At 59.1% G+C, this 20,493-nt stretch carries 18 protein-coding genes and 1 other RNA gene; 8 read left to right on the top strand and 11 right to left on the bottom strand.

Annotated features, from left to right (window positions below; translation table 11 throughout):
* Nucleotides 1-26: 26 nt before the first annotated feature.
* The 3 genes from aroH to ACLEXF_RS06335 all read right to left on the bottom strand — a co-directional run bounded on the left by aroH (nt 27) and on the right by ACLEXF_RS06335 (nt 2,325).
* Nucleotides 27-1,073 carry a 3-deoxy-7-phosphoheptulonate synthase AroH gene (aroH, locus tag ACLEXF_RS06345; protein ID WP_004203118.1) on the bottom strand — a complete coding sequence of 349 codons (1,047 nt, stop codon included), beginning with the start codon at nt 1,071-1,073 and terminating at the stop codon, nt 27-29.
* Between the two features lie 154 nt (nt 1,074-1,227).
* Nucleotides 1,228-2,061, bottom strand: a complete 834-nt coding sequence (ppsR, locus tag ACLEXF_RS06340; protein ID WP_002909061.1) for a posphoenolpyruvate synthetase regulatory kinase/phosphorylase PpsR — start codon at nt 2,059-2,061, stop codon at nt 1,228-1,230.
* A 144-nt stretch (nt 2,062-2,205) separates the two neighbouring features.
* Complete coding sequence (locus ACLEXF_RS06335; RefSeq protein ID WP_004203117.1) at nt 2,206-2,325, bottom strand: hypothetical protein; 120 nt, start codon at nt 2,323-2,325, stop codon at nt 2,206-2,208.
* Between the two features lie 75 nt (nt 2,326-2,400).
* Between ACLEXF_RS06335 and ppsA the strand changes: the two genes are divergently transcribed.
* On the top strand, nt 2,401-4,779 hold the full coding sequence (gene ppsA, locus ACLEXF_RS06330) for a phosphoenolpyruvate synthase (RefSeq protein WP_004203115.1): 2,379 nt from the start codon (nt 2,401-2,403) through the stop codon (nt 4,777-4,779).
* A gap of 85 nt (nt 4,780-4,864) precedes the next feature.
* Here ppsA and rprA read toward each other — a convergent pair.
* An RNA gene (gene rprA / locus ACLEXF_RS06325) (antisense sRNA RprA) lies at nt 4,865-4,972 on the bottom strand.
* 190 nt (nt 4,973-5,162) lie between these two features.
* Complete coding sequence (ydiK, locus tag ACLEXF_RS06320; RefSeq protein ID WP_004203114.1) at nt 5,163-6,275, bottom strand: AI-2E family transporter YdiK; 1,113 nt, start codon at nt 6,273-6,275, stop codon at nt 5,163-5,165.
* A gap of 218 nt (nt 6,276-6,493) precedes the next feature.
* Between ydiK and ydiJ the strand changes: the two genes are divergently transcribed.
* The 3 genes from ydiJ to ACLEXF_RS06305 all read left to right on the top strand — a co-directional run bounded on the left by ydiJ (nt 6,494) and on the right by ACLEXF_RS06305 (nt 10,408).
* Nucleotides 6,494-9,550, top strand: coding sequence for a D-2-hydroxyglutarate dehydrogenase YdiJ (ydiJ, locus tag ACLEXF_RS06315; RefSeq protein WP_032456259.1), 3,057 nt, complete (start codon nt 6,494-6,496; stop codon nt 9,548-9,550).
* Nucleotides 9,547-9,957 (top strand): 1,4-dihydroxy-2-naphthoyl-CoA hydrolase, encoded by a 411-nt coding sequence (menI, locus tag ACLEXF_RS06310; protein WP_004203111.1) that lies wholly within the window; start codon nt 9,547-9,549, stop codon nt 9,955-9,957. Before ydiJ ends, menI begins: the two co-directional genes overlap by 4 nt.
* 202 nt (nt 9,958-10,159) lie before the next feature.
* On the top strand, nt 10,160-10,408 hold the full coding sequence (locus ACLEXF_RS06305) for a GlsB/YeaQ/YmgE family stress response membrane protein (RefSeq protein ID WP_004203110.1): 249 nt from the start codon (nt 10,160-10,162) through the stop codon (nt 10,406-10,408).
* Nucleotides 10,409-10,506: 98 nt separating this feature from the next.
* On the opposite strand, the gene ACLEXF_RS06300 is transcribed toward ACLEXF_RS06305, so the two are convergent.
* The gene (locus ACLEXF_RS06300; protein ID WP_004203108.1) at nt 10,507-10,827 is read right to left on the bottom strand and encodes a hypothetical protein; all 321 of its coding nucleotides are present in this window, start codon (nt 10,825-10,827) and stop codon (nt 10,507-10,509) included.
* 597 nt (nt 10,828-11,424) lie between these two features.
* On the opposite strand from ACLEXF_RS06300, the gene ACLEXF_RS06295 reads away from it, so the two are divergent.
* Nucleotides 11,425-12,402: a DUF1852 domain-containing protein gene (locus tag ACLEXF_RS06295; RefSeq protein ID WP_004203107.1), complete on the top strand. Its 978-nt coding sequence runs from the start codon at nt 11,425-11,427 to the stop codon at nt 12,400-12,402.
* 23 nt (nt 12,403-12,425) lie between these two features.
* Entirely contained in the window at nt 12,426-13,457 is a 1,032-nt protein-coding gene (locus ACLEXF_RS06290; RefSeq protein ID WP_004203106.1) for a methionine synthase, read from the top strand.
* Nucleotides 13,458-13,521: 64 nt separating this feature from the next.
* Here ACLEXF_RS06290 and ACLEXF_RS06285 read toward each other — a convergent pair whose 3' ends face one another.
* From ACLEXF_RS06285 to ACLEXF_RS06265, 5 genes are all read right to left on the bottom strand, one after another.
* A complete protein-coding gene (locus ACLEXF_RS06285) occupies nt 13,522-14,754 on the bottom strand; it encodes an MFS transporter (protein WP_060656019.1) in 1,233 nt (410 codons plus the stop codon).
* A gap of 11 nt (nt 14,755-14,765) precedes the next feature.
* Nucleotides 14,766-15,527 (bottom strand): ABC transporter ATP-binding protein, encoded by a 762-nt coding sequence (locus tag ACLEXF_RS06280; protein ID WP_004203103.1) that lies wholly within the window; start codon nt 15,525-15,527, stop codon nt 14,766-14,768.
* Entirely contained in the window at nt 15,527-16,564 is a 1,038-nt protein-coding gene (locus tag ACLEXF_RS06275) for a FecCD family ABC transporter permease (RefSeq protein WP_057215889.1), read from the bottom strand. The genes ACLEXF_RS06280 and ACLEXF_RS06275 overlap by 1 nt, the downstream gene beginning before the upstream one ends.
* Nucleotides 16,564-17,562 carry an ABC transporter substrate-binding protein gene (locus tag ACLEXF_RS06270; RefSeq protein ID WP_004203100.1) on the bottom strand — a complete coding sequence of 333 codons (999 nt, stop codon included), beginning with the start codon at nt 17,560-17,562 and terminating at the stop codon, nt 16,564-16,566. Before ACLEXF_RS06270 ends, ACLEXF_RS06275 begins: the two co-directional genes overlap by 1 nt.
* Before the next feature lie 157 nt (nt 17,563-17,719).
* Entirely contained in the window at nt 17,720-18,631 is a 912-nt protein-coding gene (locus ACLEXF_RS06265; protein ID WP_032456255.1) for a LysR family transcriptional regulator, read from the bottom strand.
* Nucleotides 18,632-18,727: 96 nt separating this feature from the next.
* Between ACLEXF_RS06265 and ACLEXF_RS06260 the strand changes: the two genes are divergently transcribed.
* Together ACLEXF_RS06260 and ACLEXF_RS06255 are read left to right on the top strand one after the other, a co-directional pair.
* Complete coding sequence (locus ACLEXF_RS06260; RefSeq protein ID WP_065904596.1) at nt 18,728-19,723, top strand: NAD-dependent epimerase/dehydratase family protein; 996 nt, start codon at nt 18,728-18,730, stop codon at nt 19,721-19,723.
* Between the two features lie 97 nt (nt 19,724-19,820).
* On the top strand, nt 19,821-20,435 hold the full coding sequence (locus ACLEXF_RS06255) for a TetR/AcrR family transcriptional regulator (RefSeq protein ID WP_017900853.1): 615 nt from the start codon (nt 19,821-19,823) through the stop codon (nt 20,433-20,435).
* Nucleotides 20,436-20,493 lie beyond the last annotated feature (58 nt).

Raw genomic sequence — 20,493 nt, 5'->3', positions numbered from 1 at the left:
CACCGCATGCGCGGCGGGCGGAGCGGTCACAGACGGGTGGCCGTGGCGGCCGCCAGCTCACTCAATAAACGTTCGCTGTCTTCCCAGCTCAGGCAGGGATCGGTGATCGACTGGCCCCAGGCCAGCGGCTGGCCGGGAACCACTTTCTGGGTCCCTTCCTGCAGGAAGCTCTCCGCCATAATGCCGGCGATGGCGGTAGAGCCCGCGCGAATTTGCTGACAGATATCGGCGCACACCTCCAGCTGACGGCGATGCTGCTTCTGGCAGTTGCCATGGCTGAAGTCGACCACCAGCTGCTCCGGCAGATCGAATTCCCGCAGCGCCTCGCCGGCGGCGGCGATGTCCTCGGCGTGATAGTTCGGCCGTTTGCCGCCGCGCATAATGATATGCCCGAACGGGTTGCCGCTGGTCTGGTAAATCGTCATCTGCCCTTGCTTGTCCGGGGAGAGGAACATATGGCTGGCGCGGGAGGCGCGGATGGCGTCCACGGCGATGCGCGTATTGCCGTCGGTGCCGTTTTTAAACCCGACCGGGCAGGAGAGCGCCGAAGCCATTTCACGGTGGATCTGACTTTCAGTGGTGCGCGCCCCGATGGCTCCCCAGCTGATGAGATCGGCGATAAACTGACCGGTCACCATATCGAGAAACTCGGTGGCCGTCGGTACCCCCAACTCATTGACCTGCAGCAGCAGGCGCCGTGCCAGCTCAATCCCGTGGTTGACCCGGTAGCTGCCGTTGAGGTCCGGATCGGAGATTAAGCCTTTCCAGCCCACCACGGTACGGGGTTTTTCAAAGTAGGTGCGCATCACGATCTCCAGCTGCGGCTGGTATCGCTCGCGCATGGTCTGCAGGCGGCGGGCATACTCCATCGCCGCGTCGGTGTCGTGAATGGAGCAGGGGCCGATAATCACCAGCAGGCGGCGGTCTTCGCCGTTGAGGATTTTTTCAATTCGGCGACGGGAGGCCGAGACGTGGGCGGCCACGTCGGCCGTAACGGGATGGCGCTGGGCCAGCTCCGCGGGCGTTACCAGGCTTTCAATGCGCGCGGTACGCAATTCGTCTGTTTTATTCATTGGGGTCTCAAAAATCTGTTTCTTCGCCAGCGAAAATGCCGGGAAGTGATGCGCATCACGATAAACCAATCCCTGCTTATTGCAAGAGCAGGGCATGATCCTGTATAGGCCACGGGTGATAGCATAAACAAATTTTTAATAATGTACTAGTGTATTAGTACATTCTGCGATTCAGCCCCATGATGTCCATGATTTTTGTCGCTATTTCCTCAACGGAATAGTTGGTGCTGTTCAGGCAGGGGATTTTATTCTTGCGATACAGCGCCTCCACTTCGGTCACTTCCATCCGACACTGGCGCAGAGAGGCGTAGCGGCTGTTCTCCCGGCGCTCCTCGCGGATCGCCGCCAGACGCTCCGGATTGATGGTCAGGCCGAACATCTTATGCTGCAGGGGTTTCAGCGAGGCCGGCAGAACCAGATTGTCCATATCGTCGGCGATAAACGGATAGTTGGCGGCGCGAATGCCGTACTGCATGGCGAGGTACAGACTGGTGGGCGTCTTGCCGCAGCGCGACACGCCGAGGAGGATCACCTGCGCCTGGTCAAGGTTGCGCAGCGAGATGCCATCGTCATGGGCGAGGGTGTAATCGATGGCGGCGATACGCGCATCGTATTTGATCAGGTTCCCGGGGTTCAGGCCGTGGGTGCGGTGCGCCACCGGGGTCGGGTCGAGGTTGAGCTCCTGCTGCAGCGGGGCCACCAGCGCCTGAACGATATCCTGACAAAAGCCCTCGCTTTGCAGAATGATATCGCGGATCTCCGGAATGACGATGGAATAGAACACCAGCGGGCGGATGCCCGTTTGCTGATAAATCGCGTCGATCTGCTCTTTCACCGCCCGCGCGCGGCTGATATTTTCCACAAACGGCAGGGTCACGCTGCTGATGGCGACCGGGAATTGCGACATGACGGCATGTCCCAGCACCTCAGCCGTAATGGCGGTACCGTCAGAAATATAAAATACGTGGCGATCTACAGCACTTTCCATTTTGACCATCCGGTATAATGAGTTTAATTGCCTGAAAGCGGATATTAAATTTAAGCATATCCCTGTTTGATTTGTCTCTTGTTAAAATTGAAACGCTATTTTTGTTTTTTATGAAAAGGGTGGTTCATTTTCTTTTTTTTGCCGTTATTTCCAGCGTTTCTCGTCATAATTCCTAAAAATCATCAAGTTATCTATATCAGAGGAACAGTCCGAAAAAAGAAAAAATAATTTGCTTGAACGATTCACCGTTTTTTTCAGCACCATAAATATGTCAGGATAATCTTGCAGTCGATCGTGAAATTTTTTTCACTGGTATTAAATCACAAAAGGATTGTCTCGATGTCCAACAATGGCTCGTCACCGCTGGTGCTTTGGTATAACCAACTCGGCATGAATGATGTAGACAGAGTTGGGGGCAAAAATGCCTCCCTTGGTGAAATGATTACGAATCTGTCCGGTATGGGTGTTTCCGTACCTAACGGGTTTGCCACCACCGCTGATGCTTTCAACCAGTTCCTGGACCAAAGCGGTGTTAACCAGCGCATCTATGCGCTGCTGGATGAAACCGACATTGACGACGTTTCCGCATTAGCGAAAGCGGGCGCGCAGATCCGACAGTGGATCATCGATACCCCCTTCCAGAGCGAACTGGAAAACGCGATTCGCGATGCTTATGACCTGCTGTCCGCCGATGACGCCGAGGCCTCATTCGCCGTGCGCTCTTCCGCCACCGCGGAGGATATGCCGGACGCCTCCTTCGCCGGGCAGCAAGAGACATTCCTCAACGTGCAGGGCTTTGACGCCGTGCTCGTTGCCGTGAAGCACGTATTTGCTTCACTGTTTAACGATCGCGCGATCTCCTATCGCGTGCATCAGGGTTACGATCATCGCGGCGTGGCGCTCTCCGCCGGGGTGCAGAGGATGGTCCGCTCCGATCTGGCCTCCTCCGGCGTCATGTTCTCCATCGATACCGAATCCGGCTTTGACCAGGTGGTGTTTATCACCTCGGCGTGGGGTCTGGGCGAGATGGTGGTGCAGGGCGCGGTGAACCCGGACGAATTCTACGTCCACAAACCGACGCTGGCCGCTGGCCGCCCGGCGATCGTGCGCCGCACTATGGGCTCGAAAAAGATCCGCATGGTTTACGCGCCGACCCAGGAGCACGGCAAGCAGGTGCGTATCGAAGATGTGCCGCAGGCGCAGCGCGATATCTTCTCGTTAACCAACGAGGAGGTGCAGGAGCTGGCGAAGCAGGCGGTGCAGATCGAGAAGCACTACGGCCGTCCGATGGATATCGAGTGGGCGAAAGATGGCCACACCGGTAAGCTGTTTATCGTCCAGGCGCGTCCGGAAACCGTGCGTTCCCGCGGCCAGGTGATGGAGCGTTATACCCTCCACGCTCAGGGGCAGATCATCGCCGAAGGGCGCGCCATCGGCCATCGCATTGGCGCCGGTCCGGTGAAGGTGATCCACGATATCAGCGAGATGAACCGCATTGAGCCGGGCGACGTGCTGGTTACGGATATGACCGACCCGGACTGGGAACCGATCATGAAGAAAGCCTCGGCGATCGTCACCAACCGCGGCGGCCGTACCTGCCACGCGGCTATCATCGCCCGTGAGCTGGGTATTCCGGCGGTGGTCGGCTGCGGCGATGCCACCGATCGCATTCAGGAAAACCAGAACGTGACCGTCTCCTGCGCCGAAGGCGATACCGGCTATGTCTACGCCGAGCTGCTCGACTTCAGCGTCAAGAGTTCCAGCGTCGGCGACATGCCGGATCTGCCGCTGAAGGTGATGATGAACGTCGGCAACCCGGATCGCGCCTTCGACTTCGCCTGCCTGCCGAACGAAGGCGTGGGTCTGGCGCGGCTGGAGTTTATCATCAACCGCATGATTGGCGTGCACCCGCGCGCGCTGCTGGAGTTTGACGACCAGGAGCCGGGCCTGCAGAACGAAATCCGCGAGCTGATGAAAGGCTACGATTCGCCGAGAGAGTTCTACGTTGGCCGCCTGACCGAAGGGATCGCCACCCTTGGTGCCGCTTTCTATCCGAAACGGGTGATCGTGCGTCTGTCGGACTTCAAGTCGAACGAATACGCCAACCTGGTAGGCGGCGAGCGCTATGAGCCGGAAGAAGAGAACCCGATGCTCGGCTTCCGCGGTGCCGGACGCTACGTTTCCGAAAGCTTCCGCGACTGCTTCGCGCTGGAATGTGAAGCCATGAAGCGCGTGCGTAACGACATGGGGCTGACCAACGTTGAAGTGATGGTGCCGTTCGTCCGTACCGTTGCCCAGGCGAAAGCGGTGGTCGAAGAGCTGGAGCGTCAGGGGCTGAAGCGCGGCGAGAACGGGCTGAAGATCATTATGATGTGCGAGATCCCGTCGAACGCATTGCTGGCGGAGCAGTTCCTCGAATACTTCGACGGCTTCTCCATCGGTTCGAACGACATGACCCAGCTGGCGCTCGGTCTGGACCGCGACTCCGGCGTGGTCTCTGAGCTGTTTGATGAACGCAACGACGCGGTGAAAGCCCTGCTGTCGATGGCGATCCGCGCCGCGAAGCAGCAGGGTAAATACGTCGGCATCTGCGGCCAGGGGCCGTCTGACCATGAAGATTTTGCCGCCTGGCTGATGGAGGAGGGGATCGATAGCCTGTCCCTCAACCCGGACACCGTGGTGCAAACCTGGTTAGGTCTGGCGGAACTGAATAAATAAGTTCGCCCTGACAACACCGATCCCCGGCAGCGATGCCGGGGATTTTTTTTGCCTGTGTCAGAGCGCCAGGCAACGTGAGCGCAGGACAAAAAAAAGCCCATCGTGGGAGATGGGCAAAGACTACACACAGCAATTCGTTGTTTCACTCAGGGGATTTCCATGCTTATAAATCAAGGTGTTGATTTATAACCGTGAGCTAATAGTAGGCAGCGGGGCCTTTGCCGTCGATCAGATTCCTCTCAATAGTTAAATTGTTGTGAAGGTCCGGAAGGTGAAACGCGGGTGAGGGGCTTACAAGTCTGGCGTTGAGCCGGCGATCAATAAATTTTGCTTAACAATTGTGCTGGCGGGGAAACAGGCGGGTCTCCCCGCCTGACAATGCATTACTTGCGCCCGGCCTCCAGCTCGCTGAGCTCTTCGAGCACGACGTCGGGATCTTTCGGCGGCGGCGGCACTTCGTGCACCCAGGCGTCATACAGGCGCCAGGAGACGGCCAGCAGCACCGGACCGATAAACAGACCGATCATGCCGAAGGCGATCAGGCCGCCAATGACGCCGGTAAGAATGAGGATCATCGGCAGGTCGGCGCCCATGCGGATAAGCACCGGGCGGATAACGTTGTCCATGGTGCCGACCACGCAGCTCCACACCAGCAGCACGGTGCCCCAGGTGGTGTCCCCGCTCCAGTAAAGCCAGATAATCGACGGCACCAGAACCAGCAAAGGTCCGAGCTGGACCAGACAGGTAAAGATCATCACCACGGTCAGCAGAGCGGCGTAAGGCACGCCGGAGATGGCAAGGCCGATACCGCCCAGCACCGCCTGGGTGAGGGCTGTCACCACCACGCCCAGCGCCACGGCGCGCACGGCCTGGCCGGCCAGCAGCACGGCGGCGTCACCGCGTTTAGCCGCCAGGCGCGTGGCGAAATAGCGGAAACCGTAGGCCACCTGCTCACCGCGCCAGTAGAGCAACGCGCTGAACAGCAGCATCAAACCGCAGTAGACCAGAAGCTTGCCGATGTGCGCCGCCTGACCGACAAACCAGCTGGTAGTGGTGCCAATATAGGGGCGAACCTTGGCCATAATCGCCGAGCCGCCCATATCCAGCAGGCCATGCCAGGCGGAGTAGAGCTTATCGCCCACCAGCGGCACGCTGTTGAGCCAGGCGAAATCCGGCAGCGTCACATTTCCGCTGCTGATGAGTTTGATCAGCGGAACGCTGTTATCCACCAGGCTGTTGACCAGCAGAGCGATAGGAATAACGAATAGCAAAAACAGCAGCAGGGTCATCGCCAGCACCGCCAGCATCCGTTTGCCGAACAGCACACGCTGCAGACGCAGCAGCACCGGCCAGGTGGCGATCACCACGGTGCCGGCCCAGGCGAAGGACAGAATAAACGGCTGCACAACCCACAGGCAGGATATGATAATCAGGGCCAGGAACAGCACCGACAGCAGTATTTGCGGTATGTCCCGAGGCTGATGGGGGTTAATCATAGATAAATTTTACCTTTCCAGTCGCGCCAAAAAGCTGGCGCCGCGTAAATCCATGTACTGATAATAATATCAATAATTTTGCCGGGCTGATTTTGCACAGAAAACACGTGGGCGCATATGAAAAAAATGTGATAAAAAGTTGAATGCGCTACGCAAACGTTTAGTTAGCACCAACACAATATTTTCAAACACAACATAGTCAGGCAGGGTCAAGTGTGATGATCCCACAAATTTCTCAGGCGCCAGGGGTAGTTCAGCTGGTGCTGAATTTTTTGCAGGTACTGGAGCAACAGGGTTTTACCGGCGATACCGCCACCAGCTATGCCGACAGGCTGACGATGGCCACCGACAACAGCGTCTATCAGCTGCTGCCGGATGCGGTCCTTTTTCCACGTTCCACGGCAGACGTCGCGCTACTGGCGCGCGTCGCCGCCGAACCACGCTTTAAATCGCTGATCTTCACCCCGCGCGGCGGCGGCACCGGCACTAACGGCCAGGCGCTGAACGGCGGAATTATCGTCGATATGTCCCGCTATATGAACCGCATTATCGAAATCAACCCCGAAGAGGGTTGGGTGCGCGTTGAAGCCGGAGTCATCAAAGATCAGCTGAATCAGTTTCTCAAGCCCTATGGCTATTTCTTTTCCCCGGAGCTCTCCACCAGCAACCGCGCTACCCTGGGCGGGATGATTAACACCGACGCGTCCGGACAGGGATCGCTGGTGTACGGTAAGACGTCGGATCACGTGCTTGGCCTGCGGGCGGTGCTGATGGGCGGTGATATCCTCGATACCCAGGCGGTGCCGGTGGCGCTGGCGGAGACGCTGGGCAATACGCCCTCGACGATCGGCCGGATCTACAACACGGTCTACCAGCGCTGCAAGGCGCAGCGCGAGCTGATCATGGATAAGTTTCCCAAACTCAACCGCTTCCTCACCGGATACGATCTGCGCCACGTCTTTAACGATGAGATGAGCGAGTTCGACCTGACCCGGATTTTAACCGGTTCGGAAGGGACGCTGGCGTTTATCACCGAAGCGCGGCTGGATATTACCCGCCTGCCGAAGGTGCGCCGGCTGGTCAACGTCAAATATGACTCCTTTGACTCTGCGCTGCGTAATGCACCCTTTATGGTGGAAGCCAAGGCCCTGTCGGTGGAGACCGTCGACTCTAAGGTCCTCAATCTGGCGCGCGAGGATATCGTCTGGCACTCGGTGAACGAACTGATCACCGACGTACCGGATAAAGAGATGCTCGGGCTGAATATCGTCGAATTCGCCGGGGATGACGCGGCGCTGATTGACCAGCAGGTCACCACCCTGTGCCAGCGGCTGGACGAGCTGATGGCCCGCAGCGAGGCGGGAGTCATCGGCTGGCAGGTTTGTCACGATCTTGATGGCGTGGAGCGCATCTATGCCATGCGCAAGAAGGCGGTAGGCCTGTTGGGTAATGCTAAAGGTGCCGCCAAGCCGATCCCCTTTGCCGAGGATACCTGCGTCCCGCCAGAACACCTGGCGGATTATATCGTCGAGTTCCGCGCGCTGCTCGACAGCCACGGCCTGAGCTACGGCATGTTTGGCCACGTCGACGCCGGGGTGCTGCATGTGCGCCCGGCGCTGGACATGTGCGATCCGCAGCAGGAGGTGCTGATGAAGCAGATCTCCGACGATGTGGTGGCGCTGACGGCGAAGTATGGCGGCCTGCTGTGGGGGGAACATGGCAAAGGCTTTCGCGCGGAGTACAGCCCGGCCTTCTTTGGCGAGGCGCTGTACGGCGAACTTAGGAAGATCAAAGCGGTCTTCGATCCCGATAACCGCCTGAACCCAGGGAAAATCTGTCCTCCGGAAGGGGTCGACGCGCCGATGATGAAAGTCGATGCGGTGAAGCGTGGCACCTGGGATCGGCAGATCCCCATCGCGGTGCGCAGCAGCTGGCGCGGGGCGATGGAGTGTAATGGCAACGGGTTGTGCTTCAACTTTGACGTAAAAAGTCCGATGTGTCCGTCGATGAAAGTCAGCAACCAGCGCATCCACTCGCCGAAAGGGCGGGCGACGCTGGTCCGCGAATGGCTGCGTCTGCTGGCGGATCGCGGCGTCGATCCCAATCAGCTGGAGAAGGCGCTGCCGGAGCAGGGCGTTAGCCTGCGCTCGCTGGTGGCGCGCACCCGTAACAGTTGGCATGCGCGCAAAGGGGAATATGACTTCTCGCACGAGGTCAAAGAGGCGATGTCCGGCTGTCTGGCCTGCAAAGCCTGTTCGACCCAGTGCCCGATCAAAATCGATGTCCCGGAGTTCCGCTCGCGCTTCCTGCAGCTGTATCACAGCCGCTATCTGCGTCCGGTGCGGGATCATCTGGTGGCGTCGGTGGAGTCCTATGCACCGCTGATGGCCCAGGCGCCGAAGACCTTTAACTTCTTCATTAACCAGCCGTGGCTGAAAAAGCTGTCGGAGAAGCATATCGGGATGGTCGATCTGCCGCTGCTCTCGGCGCCGTCGCTGAAGCAGCAGATGGCCGGCCACCGCTCCGCCAATATGACCCTTGAGCAGCTCGAAGCGCTGAGCGACGAGCAGAAGGCGAAGATGGTGCTGGTGGTGCAGGATCCCTTCACCAGCTATTACGACGCTCAGGTGGTGGCTGACTTTATCCGTCTGGTCGAGGCCTTAGGCTATCAGCCGGTGCTCCTGCCGTTCTCGCCGAACGGCAAGGCGCAGCATATTAAAGGATTCCTGACCCGCTTCGCGCGCACCGCGCAGAAAACGGCAGACTTCCTTAACCGCGTGGCGCAGCTGGGTATGCCGCTGGTCGGCGTCGATCCGGCGCTGGTGCTTTGCTACCGCGATGAATATAAGCAAACGCTCGGCGACAAGCGCGGCGATTTCCAGGTCATGCTGGTGCATGAGTGGTTGCCGAAGGCCCTGCCGACCGACGCCCGTCCCGATCTCGGCGGCGAGCCCTGGTACCTGTTCGGTCATTGTACGGAAGTGACCGCGCTGCCGGCGGCGACAAAGCAGTGGGCAGAGATTTTTGCCCACTTCGGCGCGAAGCTGGAAAACGTCAGCGTTGGGTGCTGCGGGATGGCAGGCACCTATGGTCATGAAGTGAAAAACCATGCCAACTCGCTGGCCATTTACGCGCTCTCCTGGCAGCAGGCGATGCAGCGGCTGCCGCGTAACCGCTGTCTGGTGACGGGCTACTCCTGCCGCAGCCAGGTGAAGCGCATTGAAGGCAGCGGCGTTCGCCACCCGCTGCAGGCGTTACTGGAGATAATCGGATGATTTGGAAACGTCAGACCACGCTGGAGCAGCTCAACCGGCTCGGTGAGGGAAACATGGTAGGGCTGTTGGATATTCGCTTTGAGACGTTTACCGACGATACGCTGGAGGCCACCATGCCGGTGGATGGCCGCACCCAGCAGCCGTTTGGTCTGCTGCACGGCGGGGCGTCGGTGGTGCTGGCGGAGACGCTGGGGTCGGTGGCGGGTTATCTGTGCAGCGAAGGCGAACAGAAGGTGGTGGGGCTGGAGGTTAACGCCAACCACATCCGTTCAGCGCGTGGGGGCCGGGTGCGGGGCGTGTGCAAAGCGCTGCACGTCGGGACTCGCCATCAGGTCTGGCAAATTGAAATCTTCGACGAACAGTCGCGATTGTGCTGTTCATCGCGGCTAACCACCGCGGTAATATAAACCGTAAGGGGGAGGCGAATAGCCTCCCTTTTTTCAAGGTAATAAGCGGCAAAGGGCCTGGCAGCGCGAGAGATGGCGTGAGAACACTACCGCGCAGCGGCAAGAAATTATCTAATAAATAGATTATTACCGATCCAATCTCGTTATATATGCTACTCTTTTCAATACGAAATGCATAAAGGTAACAAGAGGACGGTTAACCATGGGTATTCTTTCCTGGATCATTTTTGGACTTATTGCCGGTATTTTAGCCAAGTGGATTATGCCGGGGAAAGACGGCGGCGGGTTTATTGTAACCATTATTCTGGGGATCATCGGCGCCGTGGTCGGCGGCTGGATCAGTACCTTCTTTGGTTTTGGCAAAGTCGACGGGTTTAATTTCGGCAGCTTCGTGGTGGCGGTAATCGGTGCGCTGGTTGTGCTGTTTATCTACCGTAAAGTGCGCAGCTAATTCTCTGCATTCTGTTTTATTCAAGTTAACAAAAGCTGCCGCTTATCGCGGCAGCTTTTTTATTATCGCAGGACTCAGGCAGCGTACCCACGCCAGGGCTACTGCCCGTCGGCATCCTCCGCAACCGGCACCACCTCCACGTGAACTTCGTAGTGCTTCGCCTGACCGGTCGGGATCAGGGCGGTTAGTTTGTTAATGGTTTCCGCCGGCGTATCGGTCGCGACCGTTGCTGAAAACAGCACCGGCTTGCGCGGCGGAAACGGTGGCGGGAACGGCGGCAGGGGACCATGACCCATCTCCAGCGGAGGACGGCCGCCGTTGTCGACAGCGGGCGTCGGAGCGTCGGTTTTATCAGCCGCAAAAGCGCTGGCGGCGGCCACGGCAGCAATAGCGAACAGCGCAAAGAGAGCTTTTTTCATCTGGTTATCCTCGATAAGCAAGTGCATAAAGAGTAGAGGGCGGCGGCAGGCGGGACAATGCCGTGCGGCGCGAATCCTCTGAATCTCCTTTATTCCTCGCGAATGTGAAGGTCAGATGAGAGCGGGTGTCATTGTGTTCGGGAGCCTCTTAATTCAGCAGTACGCTCATAATCAGCAGCACGGCCATGCACATCGACATAATACTGATATCAACAATCATTCTTTACGACAAAAGCTCCAGCAAACGGGTACGGCGGCCAGGTCACAGCACGTATTATAGTGGTTAAAGATTGTACCCTGCATGCATTCCCTGGACAAACGATTATTAGCCTGGCGTTGCCTGAACTGCCGCGCCTGACCATGGCTTCATGATGATACCGCGAACCGCACCTTGCCCTTAGCGGAGCAACATGAGGATAGCTCATGTTGCAATGAATTTAAGTCGCTTTCCCTCCATCACCGACTCTGGCAAAAATAGACCCATTAACGAATCAACAACATTTACCGGTTGAAGCGCGCCAGGTCTGACTCTGCGTCGCCAGTGGAGAGTACTCCGCTTATTCCGCTTTATGCCCGACACCAGGATGGACAATCGCCATGAATAACGAATTTACCTATACGATTAAGCGCAGCCGGTTTGATGAAAATTATAACCCTGCGGAAAATACGCGTATTACCACCAATTTTGCCAATTTGGCGAGAGGGGAGAGCCGTCAGGACAATCTGCGCAATACGTTAATCATGATGAATAACCGGTTTAATACCCTGGCGCACTGGGATAATCCCTACAACGATCGCTATGCGGTGGAACTGGATATTATTTCTGTCGAGATGAATATTGCTGATGCCGCCAGTTTTCCGGTGATAGAGATCCTGCAAACGCATATTGTCGATAAAAAAACCGGTGAGCGCCATGCCGGTATCGTCGGCAATAACTTCTCTTCCTGGGTACGGGATTATGATTTTAGCGTGCTGCTGCTGGAGCATAATAAAGACCAGAGCCGCTTCAGCGTGCCCGAAAACTTTGGCGAGCTGCACGGCAATATCTTTAAGGATTTCGTGCAATCCAGCGCCTATAAGACCAGTTTCAGCAAGGCGCCGGTGATTTGTCTGAGCGTATCCAGCAAAGATGTTTATCGTCGCACCGGTAACGAACATCCGGTTCTCGGTATTGAATATGCCCAGGAAGGCGTCTCGCTGACCGAGCGCTATTTCAGCAAAATGGGGCTGCAGGTGCGCTATTTTATGCCGAAACACAGCGTCGCGCCGTTGGCCTTCTATTTTTCCGGCGATCTGCTCAGCGATTACACCAGCCTGGAGCTGATCGCGACCATCAGCACGATGGAGACGTTTCAAAAAATATATCGTCCGGAGATTTACAACGCGAATTCCGCGGCGGGGCAATACTATCAGCCCAATCTCAATCACCTGGATCATTCCGTCACCAAAATTGTGTATGACCGGGAAGAGCGCAGCCTGTTGGCGATAGAGCAGGGTAAATTTACACAACAACATTTTATCGACCCGCACAAGACGTTGCTTGAGCAATGGTCTGCTAACTTCGCGCGTTGCTAAACCAATATAAAAGGCTACTTATTATGAAAACATGGCTTCCGACCTCCACCGCTGGCAGTTTACCGAAACCTTCCTGGCTGGCGCAGCCAGAGACCCTGTGGTCGCCCTGGAAACTGTCCAGCGAAGAATTACTGGCCGGCAAGCGCGACGCCCTGCGTTTGTCCCTCGATGACCAGCTGCGGGCCGGGATCGATATTGTCAGCGACGGCGAGCAAACGCGGCAGCACTTTGTCACCACCTTTATTGAACACCTCAGCGGCGTTGATTTTGCCAAACGCGAGATCGTGAAAATTCGTAACCGCTATGAGGCCAGTGTTCCAACCGTGGTGGGCGCCGTAGAGCGCCAGAAACCGGTCTTCGTTGAGGACGCGCGCTATCTGCGTCAGCTCACCAGTCAGCCGATTAAATGGGCGCTGCCGGGCCCAATGACCATGATCGACACACTGTATGACAACCACTATAAAAGTCGGGAAAAGCTGGCCTGGGAGTTCGCCAAAATCCTCAATCAAGAAGCGAAAGAGTTAGAGGCTGCCGGGGTCGATATTATTCAGTTCGATGAGCCGGCCTTCAACGTCTTCTTCGATGAGGTGAACGACTGGGGGATCGCCGCGCTGGAACGAGCCACCGAAGGGCTGAAGTGCGAGACGGCGGTGCATATCTGCTACGGCTACGGCATCAAGGCCAATACCGACTGGAAAAAAACGCTGGGCTCAGAGTGGCGTCAGTATGAGGAGGCCTTCCCGCAGCTGCAGAAATCGTCCCTCGATATTATCTCTCTCGAGTGCCACAACTCGCGGGTACCGATGGATCTGCTGGAGTTGATCCGCGGTAAAAAGGTGATGGTCGGGGCGATCGATGTCGCCAGCCATGCGATTGAAACTCCGGAAGAGGTGGCTGCTACCCTGCGCAAGGCGCTGGCGTTCGTCGATGCCGACAAGCTCTACCCCTCCACCAACTGCGGTATGGCGCCGCTGCCGCGCCAGGTCGCGACCGGCAAACTGCACGCCTTAAGCGCCGGTGCCGAGATCGTTCGCCGCGAGCTGGCGGTAAAATAAGGCGGACTGGCTTTCGTGCGCTTCTCCCGGTTAACCTCCTGAGCGGGCCGTTACCCGCTCAGCGTCAGGTTGCCGCCAGCGGGCGGCAGATCGCCCGCAGGGCCACGGCACTGCACAACGGAAACAGCGCCAGCAGAAGCCAGGGATAGACCGCCTGCGGCGAGGGGGTGAGCGCCTGGTCAAGCAAATGGCCGAGCAGCAAATTCCCGGCTAACACCGCGCACCCACCCGCAGTGGCGAGCGCCCCGTAGTGGGCGCCCAGCGTCGACTCCTCGGCAAACAGCGGGATCAGATCCTTGGCTGAGGGCACCAGCAGCATCTGGCCGAGGGTGAGCAGTGTGACAAAGCAGGCCGACGGCAATAATCGCAGCCAGCCGGCGGCGGGCGGCGAGGCGGCGAATAACGCCACGCTGACGAAGGAAGCCGACAGCAGCAGAAAGCCCACCGGCAGAATGCGCACGGCGCCAATACGACGGGCGAAGCGGGCGAGAGGAAGCTGTAGGGTAATAATCAACAGCGAGGCCAGCATAAAAAGCGGCGCCAGATCCTGCTCACGGCCGCCTGCGCGTTGGATCTCCACCGGCAGGGCGAGATACAGCTGGTTGTAGCTCAACAGCCATGAACTGTAAGCAATAATAAACGCGACAAAGCGCGGCTGGCGCAAAGGGGTCCACCACGGAACCCGGCTGCGCGTTTGGGGCCTCTGCCCGTCGGCGGGCAGACAGAAAAAGAGCACCAGCAGCGCCAGAAGAAATATCCCCGCACCGGCGAGGGCGATATGCCGAAAGCCGATCCCGCTCAGTAACCCTCCGGCCACCGGGCCGATAACCGCCCCCAGCTCACCGCACACCGCAAACAGCGCAAACCACTCGGCGCGGCTGCGTTTTCCGTTGGCCTGGCTGTGGGTCCCGGTTCGCGCCAGCAGGGCCTCGATCGACGGGGAAAACAGCGCCCCGCCGACGCCGGTCAGGCAGGCGCCGAGGATAATCGGCTCCAGCGTTGTGCCGCACGCCAGCAGCAGATAGCCGGCAACGCGGACCACGCAGCCGGCGAGGATGATCGCCTTAGCGCCGTAGCGGTCGGCCAGCGTCCCGCCGATGATAAACATGCCCTGCTGAGAGAAGGTGCGCAGCCCGAGGATCAGGCCGATAAGCCCGCCGGAAAGCAGCATCTCGTCGCGCAGGAAGAGGGCAAGGAAAGGGACGACCGCATAAAAGCCAATATTAAAAACGAACTGGCTTCCCAGTAAAACGGGAGGCCAGAGGGTCGCGGCAGGGCGCAGGGGGAAGAGAGGCATACTCGCCCAACCTAAACGATGAAATGAATGTGCTTTTTACCGTGGTACGGGGAGATCTCGATTTTGGTTTTCACCCGGAAAACGTCCCACAGCAGCGCTTCGGACAAAATCTCCTCCGGCGTCCCGTTGGCGAGGATCTGCCCCTGCTGCATCACGATCAGCGAATCGCAGAACATCGCGGCATGGTTAAGATCGTGAATGGCCACAATGCTGGTCACCGGCAGTTCGCTGATCAACTGCATCAGCTGCATCTGATGGTGAATATCCAGATGGTTGGTAGGTTCATCCAGCAGGATCTCACTCGGGTTCTGCGCCAGCGCGCGGGCGATATGCACCCGCTGCCGCTCGCCGCCGGAGAGGCTCAGCCACCCCTGGTCGCTTTTCTCCAGCATCGCCACCCGCTGCAGCGCGGCGGTGACCGCCTCGTCATCCTGAGCGCTCCAGTTGGAGAACGGCGAGTGGTGCGGAATACGTCCCAGCCGCACGACGTCGCGCACCCGCATATTGGCCTCGGTCATGCCGTGTTGCTCGACGAACGCCACCCGGCGGGCGAGCTGCTTTTTCGCCATCCGGGCGATGTCGTGGCCGTCGAGGGTGACGCGACCCGCATCCGGGCGGCGCAGGCCCGCCAGAACCCGCAGCAGCGAGGATTTGCCGCAGCCGTTGGGGCCCAGCAGACCCACCGTTTCGCCGCGCGACACCCGCAGCGAGACATTATTGACGATGACCTTTTTGCCTGCCTTCCAGGTGATATTTTCAGCGCAAATACTCATCACTTATTCCTTGAGCGGTAGATAATCACGGCAAAGAAAGGCACCCCAACCAGGGCGGTCACCACTCCGACCGGCAGACTCTGCGGGGCAATCAGCAGGCGCGAGGCAATGTCCGCCAGCACCATCAGGATCGCCCCCGCCAGCGCGCTGGCGATCAGCAACGTCCGGTGCAGCGGGCCAAAGAAGAAGCGCATCACGTGCGGCACCACCAGGCCGACAAAGCCGATCGAGCCGGCCATGCTGACGATGGTGGCAGTAATCACCGCCGCGGTGGTGAAGAGGATCAGGCGCACGCGCGGCACGGCAATGCCCAGCGAAGCGGCGGCATCGTCGCCGAAGGTGAACGCGTCCAGCGCCCGGGCATACCACAGGCAGACCGCCAGGCCCGCGAGGACCACCACCAGAACCAGCTGGAATTCGGGCCAGCGGACGCCGCTGAAGCTGCCCAGCAGCCAGAACATCACATCGCGCGCCTGCTGCGCGCTGGCGGAGGTGCTGATGGTGTAGGCCGTGAGGGCGTTAAATAACTGCGAGGCGGCGACGCCCGCCAGGATGGTGCGCTCATTGCCGCCGCGCGCGCCGTTGGTCAGAAAGGCAACAAAGGCGAAGGCGGCGAAGGCTCCGGCAAACGCCCCGGCGGAGAGGGAGATCGCCCCGGCGCCAAGGCCCAGCACCACAATCGATACCGCGCCGGTGGAGGCCCCGGCGGAGACGCCGAGGACGTAAGGTTCCGCGAGGGCGTTCTTCAGCAGGCTTTGCAGCACGGCGCCGCAGATAGCGAGGCCGGCGCCGCAGCAGGCGGCGACCAGTGCCCGGCTGAGGCGGAAATCCCAGATAACGCTCTCGGAGATACGATTGAGAGGCACCGCGGTTAAGCCGGTTTTATTGCTGATAGCGTAAAAGACGTTCTGCAGCGGGATGGGCAGTTCGCCGACGCTGACGCCCACCGCAATCACCAGCGCCAGCACGAACACGGCGACGACACACCAACCGGTGAGCAGCATGCTGCGGCGCGTCTGAAGCACGGCGGCGCTCATCAGTTAAGCCCCATTTTTCTCAGCTGTTCGCCCACCTGCTCCGCGCCGTAAAGGGTGCGGATGGTCGGATTCATCGCCTGGCCGTCCATCACCACGATATGGCCTTTTTTCACCGCCTCCAGCTGGCTGACGGCGGGATCGCTTTTGAGGAATTTAATCTTCTCCTCGGCCTTATCCAGCGCCCAGCGGTTACGATCCAGGCTCGAGACCACGATCACATCCGGGTTGGCGGCAATGATGCTCTCCCAGCTCACCGTGGGCCACTCGGTCTCGGAGGTTATCGCATTATGACCGCCCAGCACGTTGGCGATAAAGCCGGAGGCGCTGTTTTTACCGCCGACATAGGCATCGGCCGATGGCGAGGCGCTGGAGAACCAGAAGACGAAGGAGAGATCTTTTTTGCTTTTACCGAACTCCTGACGCAGGTCGGCTTCACGTTTTTTGAAATCGGCGATCAGCGCCTGGCCACGATCTTCGACGTTGAAAATGCGGGCGAAATCGCTAATTTCCTGATACAGCCAGGTCATGTCCCACAGCTTCTGCCGGCTGCCGTACATATCGCCGGTAGCCTTTTTGGTGGCGCACATCCCCGGCGACACGTAGCTGTTCACGCCAACGGTGGCAAGATCTTCACGCCTGGCGACTTTGCTTTCCGGCCCCAGCAGCAGCGGCAACTGGGCGGGAACGAAATCGGGATTTTGCGCCAGCACGGATTCCAGGCTCGGGATTTCCACCGTCAGGGTTTTAATCTTCGCGTTTTGCTCAGCCAGCTGGGGTAATACCGTAGTCGGCCAGAAGGCGCTGGCCACCACCTGCTTTTGCAGCCCAAGCAGCAGCAGGATTTCGACCGTATTTTGCCCCAGCGCGACCACGCGCTCCGGCGGCCGGGTAAAGGTCTCCTGATAGCCACAGTTTTCAATCGTCAGGGGGTAGGTTGTTGCCAGCCCGGAACTGACGGCGGTGAACATCAAGCCTAACGCGCAGAGGACCTTCTTCATTAAACGCTATCCTTGTAAACAGGCGAGTAAATGACCAGCAAATGGGAGGAATGCAAATGAAACTCATTATTGGGGCGGGGTTTTATACAATGCCGTATTTACAGTGTCAATGAGTGACTATTTCAGCAGGGAAGGGATTACCCGCAAGGCGGGTGGGTCAGCGCGCCAGAGGGCCGCGAATATACGTCTGCAACCCCTCGGCGAGGAAATTAAATACCCGCTTACAGGCGGGGCTATGGCGCAGGTCCTCATGCATCACCAGCCAGGTATCGAGATACAGAGAAAAGTCTGCCGCCAGCACTCGCTGCAGGGGAATAATGCCGTCGGCGAGGGGCGCCTGGCAGATGCCGATCCCTGCCCCGGCGCGGATCAGGTTCAGCTGGGCGAGGTCGCTATCGGTGCGCATCGCGAAGGCCTCGCGCTGAAAACGGGGATAGCGCGCAAGAGCCCGGCGAACGAGGGGCGTGGCGCTGTCGAAACCAATCAGCGCGTGGCCGTCAAGCTCCTCAGGCGTAGCGGGCCGACCCTGGCGGGTCAGATAGGCATCGGTAGCATGCAGCCCAAGCTCGATCCTGCCGAGACGCCGCGCGATAAGCTGCTCCTGCTGCGGAGCGACCATCCGCACCGCGATATCCGCCTCCCGGTGAAGCAGATCCTGAAATCGATTGGAGAGCATCAGTTCGATGACGATACTCGGGCACGCTTGCCTGAGCCGGGCAATCAGCGGCGGCAGCACCTCGGCGCCGACCACCTCGCTGGCGGCCACCCGCACCACGCCACGCAGATCGGTGCTGTCGCGACTAAAGTTAGCCGCCGTGCGTTCCAGCGCCCGGGCGGTGTTGGCCATTGTCTCGGCGTGCGCCTGCAGCGCCAGCGCCGCGTCGGTCGCCAGCAGGCCGGTTTGCGAGCGGGTAAATAAGGCCTGGCCGAGGGCGGCCTCCAGGCCGGCGATATGGCGACCCGCCGTCGGCTGAGTGATGTTCAGGGTGCGCGATGCGCCCGATAAAGAGCCTTCCTGCAGGACGGCGAGAAAGGTTCGGTACCACTCCCAGGGAATAGAGGTATTCATACAAAAATGTATAGCCGCTCGATGATGGTATGCAATTTCATTTGATATGAGCCGCAGGTAGGCTGTCAAGCATCCATTAGCGAACGGGGAAAGACGATGAACAGCAGCGGCAAAGTCCTGATTTTGGGAGCAAGCGGGGGCATAGGCGGGGAAGTGGCGCGTCGGCTGGCGGCGGACAACTGGCAGGTTCGGGCGCTGAAGCGCGGCGCCCAGCTTCGTGCGCCCGAAGAGGGCATGCAGTGGATTGCCGGGGACGCGCTGGATGCCGGGCAGGTGGCGGCGGCGGCTGCCGGTTGCGACGTGATCGTCCATGCGGTCAATCCGCCGGGCTACCGGCACTGGCGGCAGCAGGTACTACCTATGCTGCGCAACACCCTGCAGGCCGCCGCCCAGCAGCGGGCGTTAGTTGTCCTGCCCGGCACGGTTTACAACTATGGATCGGATGCCTTTCCGCTGATTGCTGAAGCGGCCGCGCAACGGCCGGTGACCCGCAAAGGCGCCATTCGGGTGGAAATGGAGCAGGCGCTGGAGGATTACGTACAGCGCGGCGGCAGGGCGTTGATTGTCCGGGCGGGCGATTATTTTGGTCCGCGCGCCGGAAATAACTGGTTTTCCCAGGGGCTGGTCAAGCCAGGTCAGCTTCCCCGGACTATCAGCCTACCAGGGGCGATCGGCGTGGGGCATCAGTGGGCCTGGCTGCCCGACGTTGCCGCCACCATCGCCGCGCTGCTGGCCCGCAGGCATGAGCTTGAGCCGTTTGCCCGCTTTCATATGCAGGGCCACTGGGACCCGGACGGCAGCGAAATGAGCCAGGCGATCCAGCGGGTGGTCGCCCGCTATGGCGGCAGGGCGGTAGTGAAGTCCTTTCCCTGGTGGCTGGTGAAGCTGGCGGCGCCCTTCAACGCCACCCTGCGCGAAATGGTCGAGATGCACTATCTCTGGCGTCTACCGGTACGCCTGCGCAACGATAAGCTGGTGGCTTTTTTAGGCGCGGAGCCGCATACCCCGCTCGATCGTGCCGTACATCTGACGCTGCAAGGCCTGGGCTGTCTGCCCGCCGGCGCGATTAACCATGAGGCGCGTGAGGCATAACGCGGCGAGAGAGGTGAGCAGGGTGGGGTGTTATTGTGACCAAATCATGATAACGTCACTCGTTGTCAAACGATAGCGATCGCATTAAGCTAAACGGATGACGAAAATTACCCCCACCCCAGCAAGCCGTGGCCCCGTTGACCACAGCGTTCGGGACCAGATTCTTGACGCGGCCATGGCGCACTTCAGTCGCTATGGCTATGAAAAGACCACGGTCACCGATCTCGCCAAAGCAATAGGCTTTTCCAAAGCCTATATCTACAAGTTTTTTGACTCCAAGCAGGCGATTGGCGAGGCAATCTGCGCCAGCCGGCTGGAGAAGATCATGGTGGCCGTCAGCGAGGCCATCGCCGATGCACCCTCCGCCAGCGAGAAGCTGCGCCGCCTGTTCCGGGCGCTGACCGAGGCCGGCAGTGAACTGTTTTTCGAGGATCGCAAACTGTACGATATCGCCGCCGTCGCGGCGCGCGATAAATGGCCCTCAACGGAGCAGTATGCCGGTCATCTGCAGCAGCTGATTGGTCAAATCCTGGTCGAAGGCCGCCAGGCGGGTGAGTTCGAGCGCAAAACCCCGCTGGATGAGGCGACCCTGGCGGTCTATATGGTGATGTGTCCTTTCATCAACCCGGTGCAGCTGCAATACAATCTCGACACCGCGCCCACCGCGGCGGTGCTGCTTGCCTCCCTGATCCTGAGAAGTCTCTCCCCCTGATTTGTGACCATTGACTTTATTGGTCACTAGTCTGAGAATGCAGTCACCAACCGGTCTT

The organism is Klebsiella pneumoniae complex sp. WS1778 (assembly GCF_049472055.1).
Classification (GTDB): Bacteria; Pseudomonadota; Gammaproteobacteria; order Enterobacterales; family Enterobacteriaceae; genus Klebsiella; species Klebsiella quasipneumoniae.
The sequence above is the reverse complement of the archived record's forward strand: the minus strand, read 5'-3'. Positions and strand labels throughout refer to the sequence as shown.

Bases quoted from the DNA above. Each gene is read 5' to 3' on its own strand.
- aroH (WP_004203118.1), bottom strand. From the start codon at position 1,073: ATGAATAAAACAGACGAATTGCGTACCGCGCGCATTGAAAGCCTGGTA.
- ppsR (WP_002909061.1), bottom strand. From the start codon at position 2,061: ATGGAAAGTGCTGTAGATCGCCACGTATTTTATATTTCTGACGGTACC.
- ACLEXF_RS06335 (WP_004203117.1), bottom strand. From the start codon at position 2,325: ATGGTGCTGAAAAAAACGGTGAATCGTTCAAGCAAATTATTTTTTCTT.
- ppsA (WP_004203115.1), top strand. From the start codon at position 2,401: ATGTCCAACAATGGCTCGTCACCGCTGGTGCTTTGGTATAACCAACTC.
- ydiK (WP_004203114.1), bottom strand. From the start codon at position 6,275: ATGATTAACCCCCATCAGCCTCGGGACATACCGCAAATACTGCTGTCG.
- ydiJ (WP_032456259.1), top strand. From the start codon at position 6,494: ATGATCCCACAAATTTCTCAGGCGCCAGGGGTAGTTCAGCTGGTGCTG.
- menI (WP_004203111.1), top strand. From the start codon at position 9,547: ATGATTTGGAAACGTCAGACCACGCTGGAGCAGCTCAACCGGCTCGGT.
- ACLEXF_RS06305 (WP_004203110.1), top strand. From the start codon at position 10,160: ATGGGTATTCTTTCCTGGATCATTTTTGGACTTATTGCCGGTATTTTA.
- ACLEXF_RS06300 (WP_004203108.1), bottom strand. From the start codon at position 10,827: ATGAAAAAAGCTCTCTTTGCGCTGTTCGCTATTGCTGCCGTGGCCGCC.
- ACLEXF_RS06295 (WP_004203107.1), top strand. From the start codon at position 11,425: ATGAATAACGAATTTACCTATACGATTAAGCGCAGCCGGTTTGATGAA.
- ACLEXF_RS06290 (WP_004203106.1), top strand. From the start codon at position 12,426: ATGAAAACATGGCTTCCGACCTCCACCGCTGGCAGTTTACCGAAACCT.
- ACLEXF_RS06285 (WP_060656019.1), bottom strand. From the start codon at position 14,754: ATGCCTCTCTTCCCCCTGCGCCCTGCCGCGACCCTCTGGCCTCCCGTT.
- ACLEXF_RS06280 (WP_004203103.1), bottom strand. From the start codon at position 15,527: ATGAGTATTTGCGCTGAAAATATCACCTGGAAGGCAGGCAAAAAGGTC.
- ACLEXF_RS06275 (WP_057215889.1), bottom strand. From the start codon at position 16,564: ATGAGCGCCGCCGTGCTTCAGACGCGCCGCAGCATGCTGCTCACCGGT.
- ACLEXF_RS06270 (WP_004203100.1), bottom strand. From the start codon at position 17,562: ATGAAGAAGGTCCTCTGCGCGTTAGGCTTGATGTTCACCGCCGTCAGT.
- ACLEXF_RS06265 (WP_032456255.1), bottom strand. From the start codon at position 18,631: ATGAATACCTCTATTCCCTGGGAGTGGTACCGAACCTTTCTCGCCGTC.
- ACLEXF_RS06260 (WP_065904596.1), top strand. From the start codon at position 18,728: ATGAACAGCAGCGGCAAAGTCCTGATTTTGGGAGCAAGCGGGGGCATA.
- ACLEXF_RS06255 (WP_017900853.1), top strand. From the start codon at position 19,821: ATGACGAAAATTACCCCCACCCCAGCAAGCCGTGGCCCCGTTGACCAC.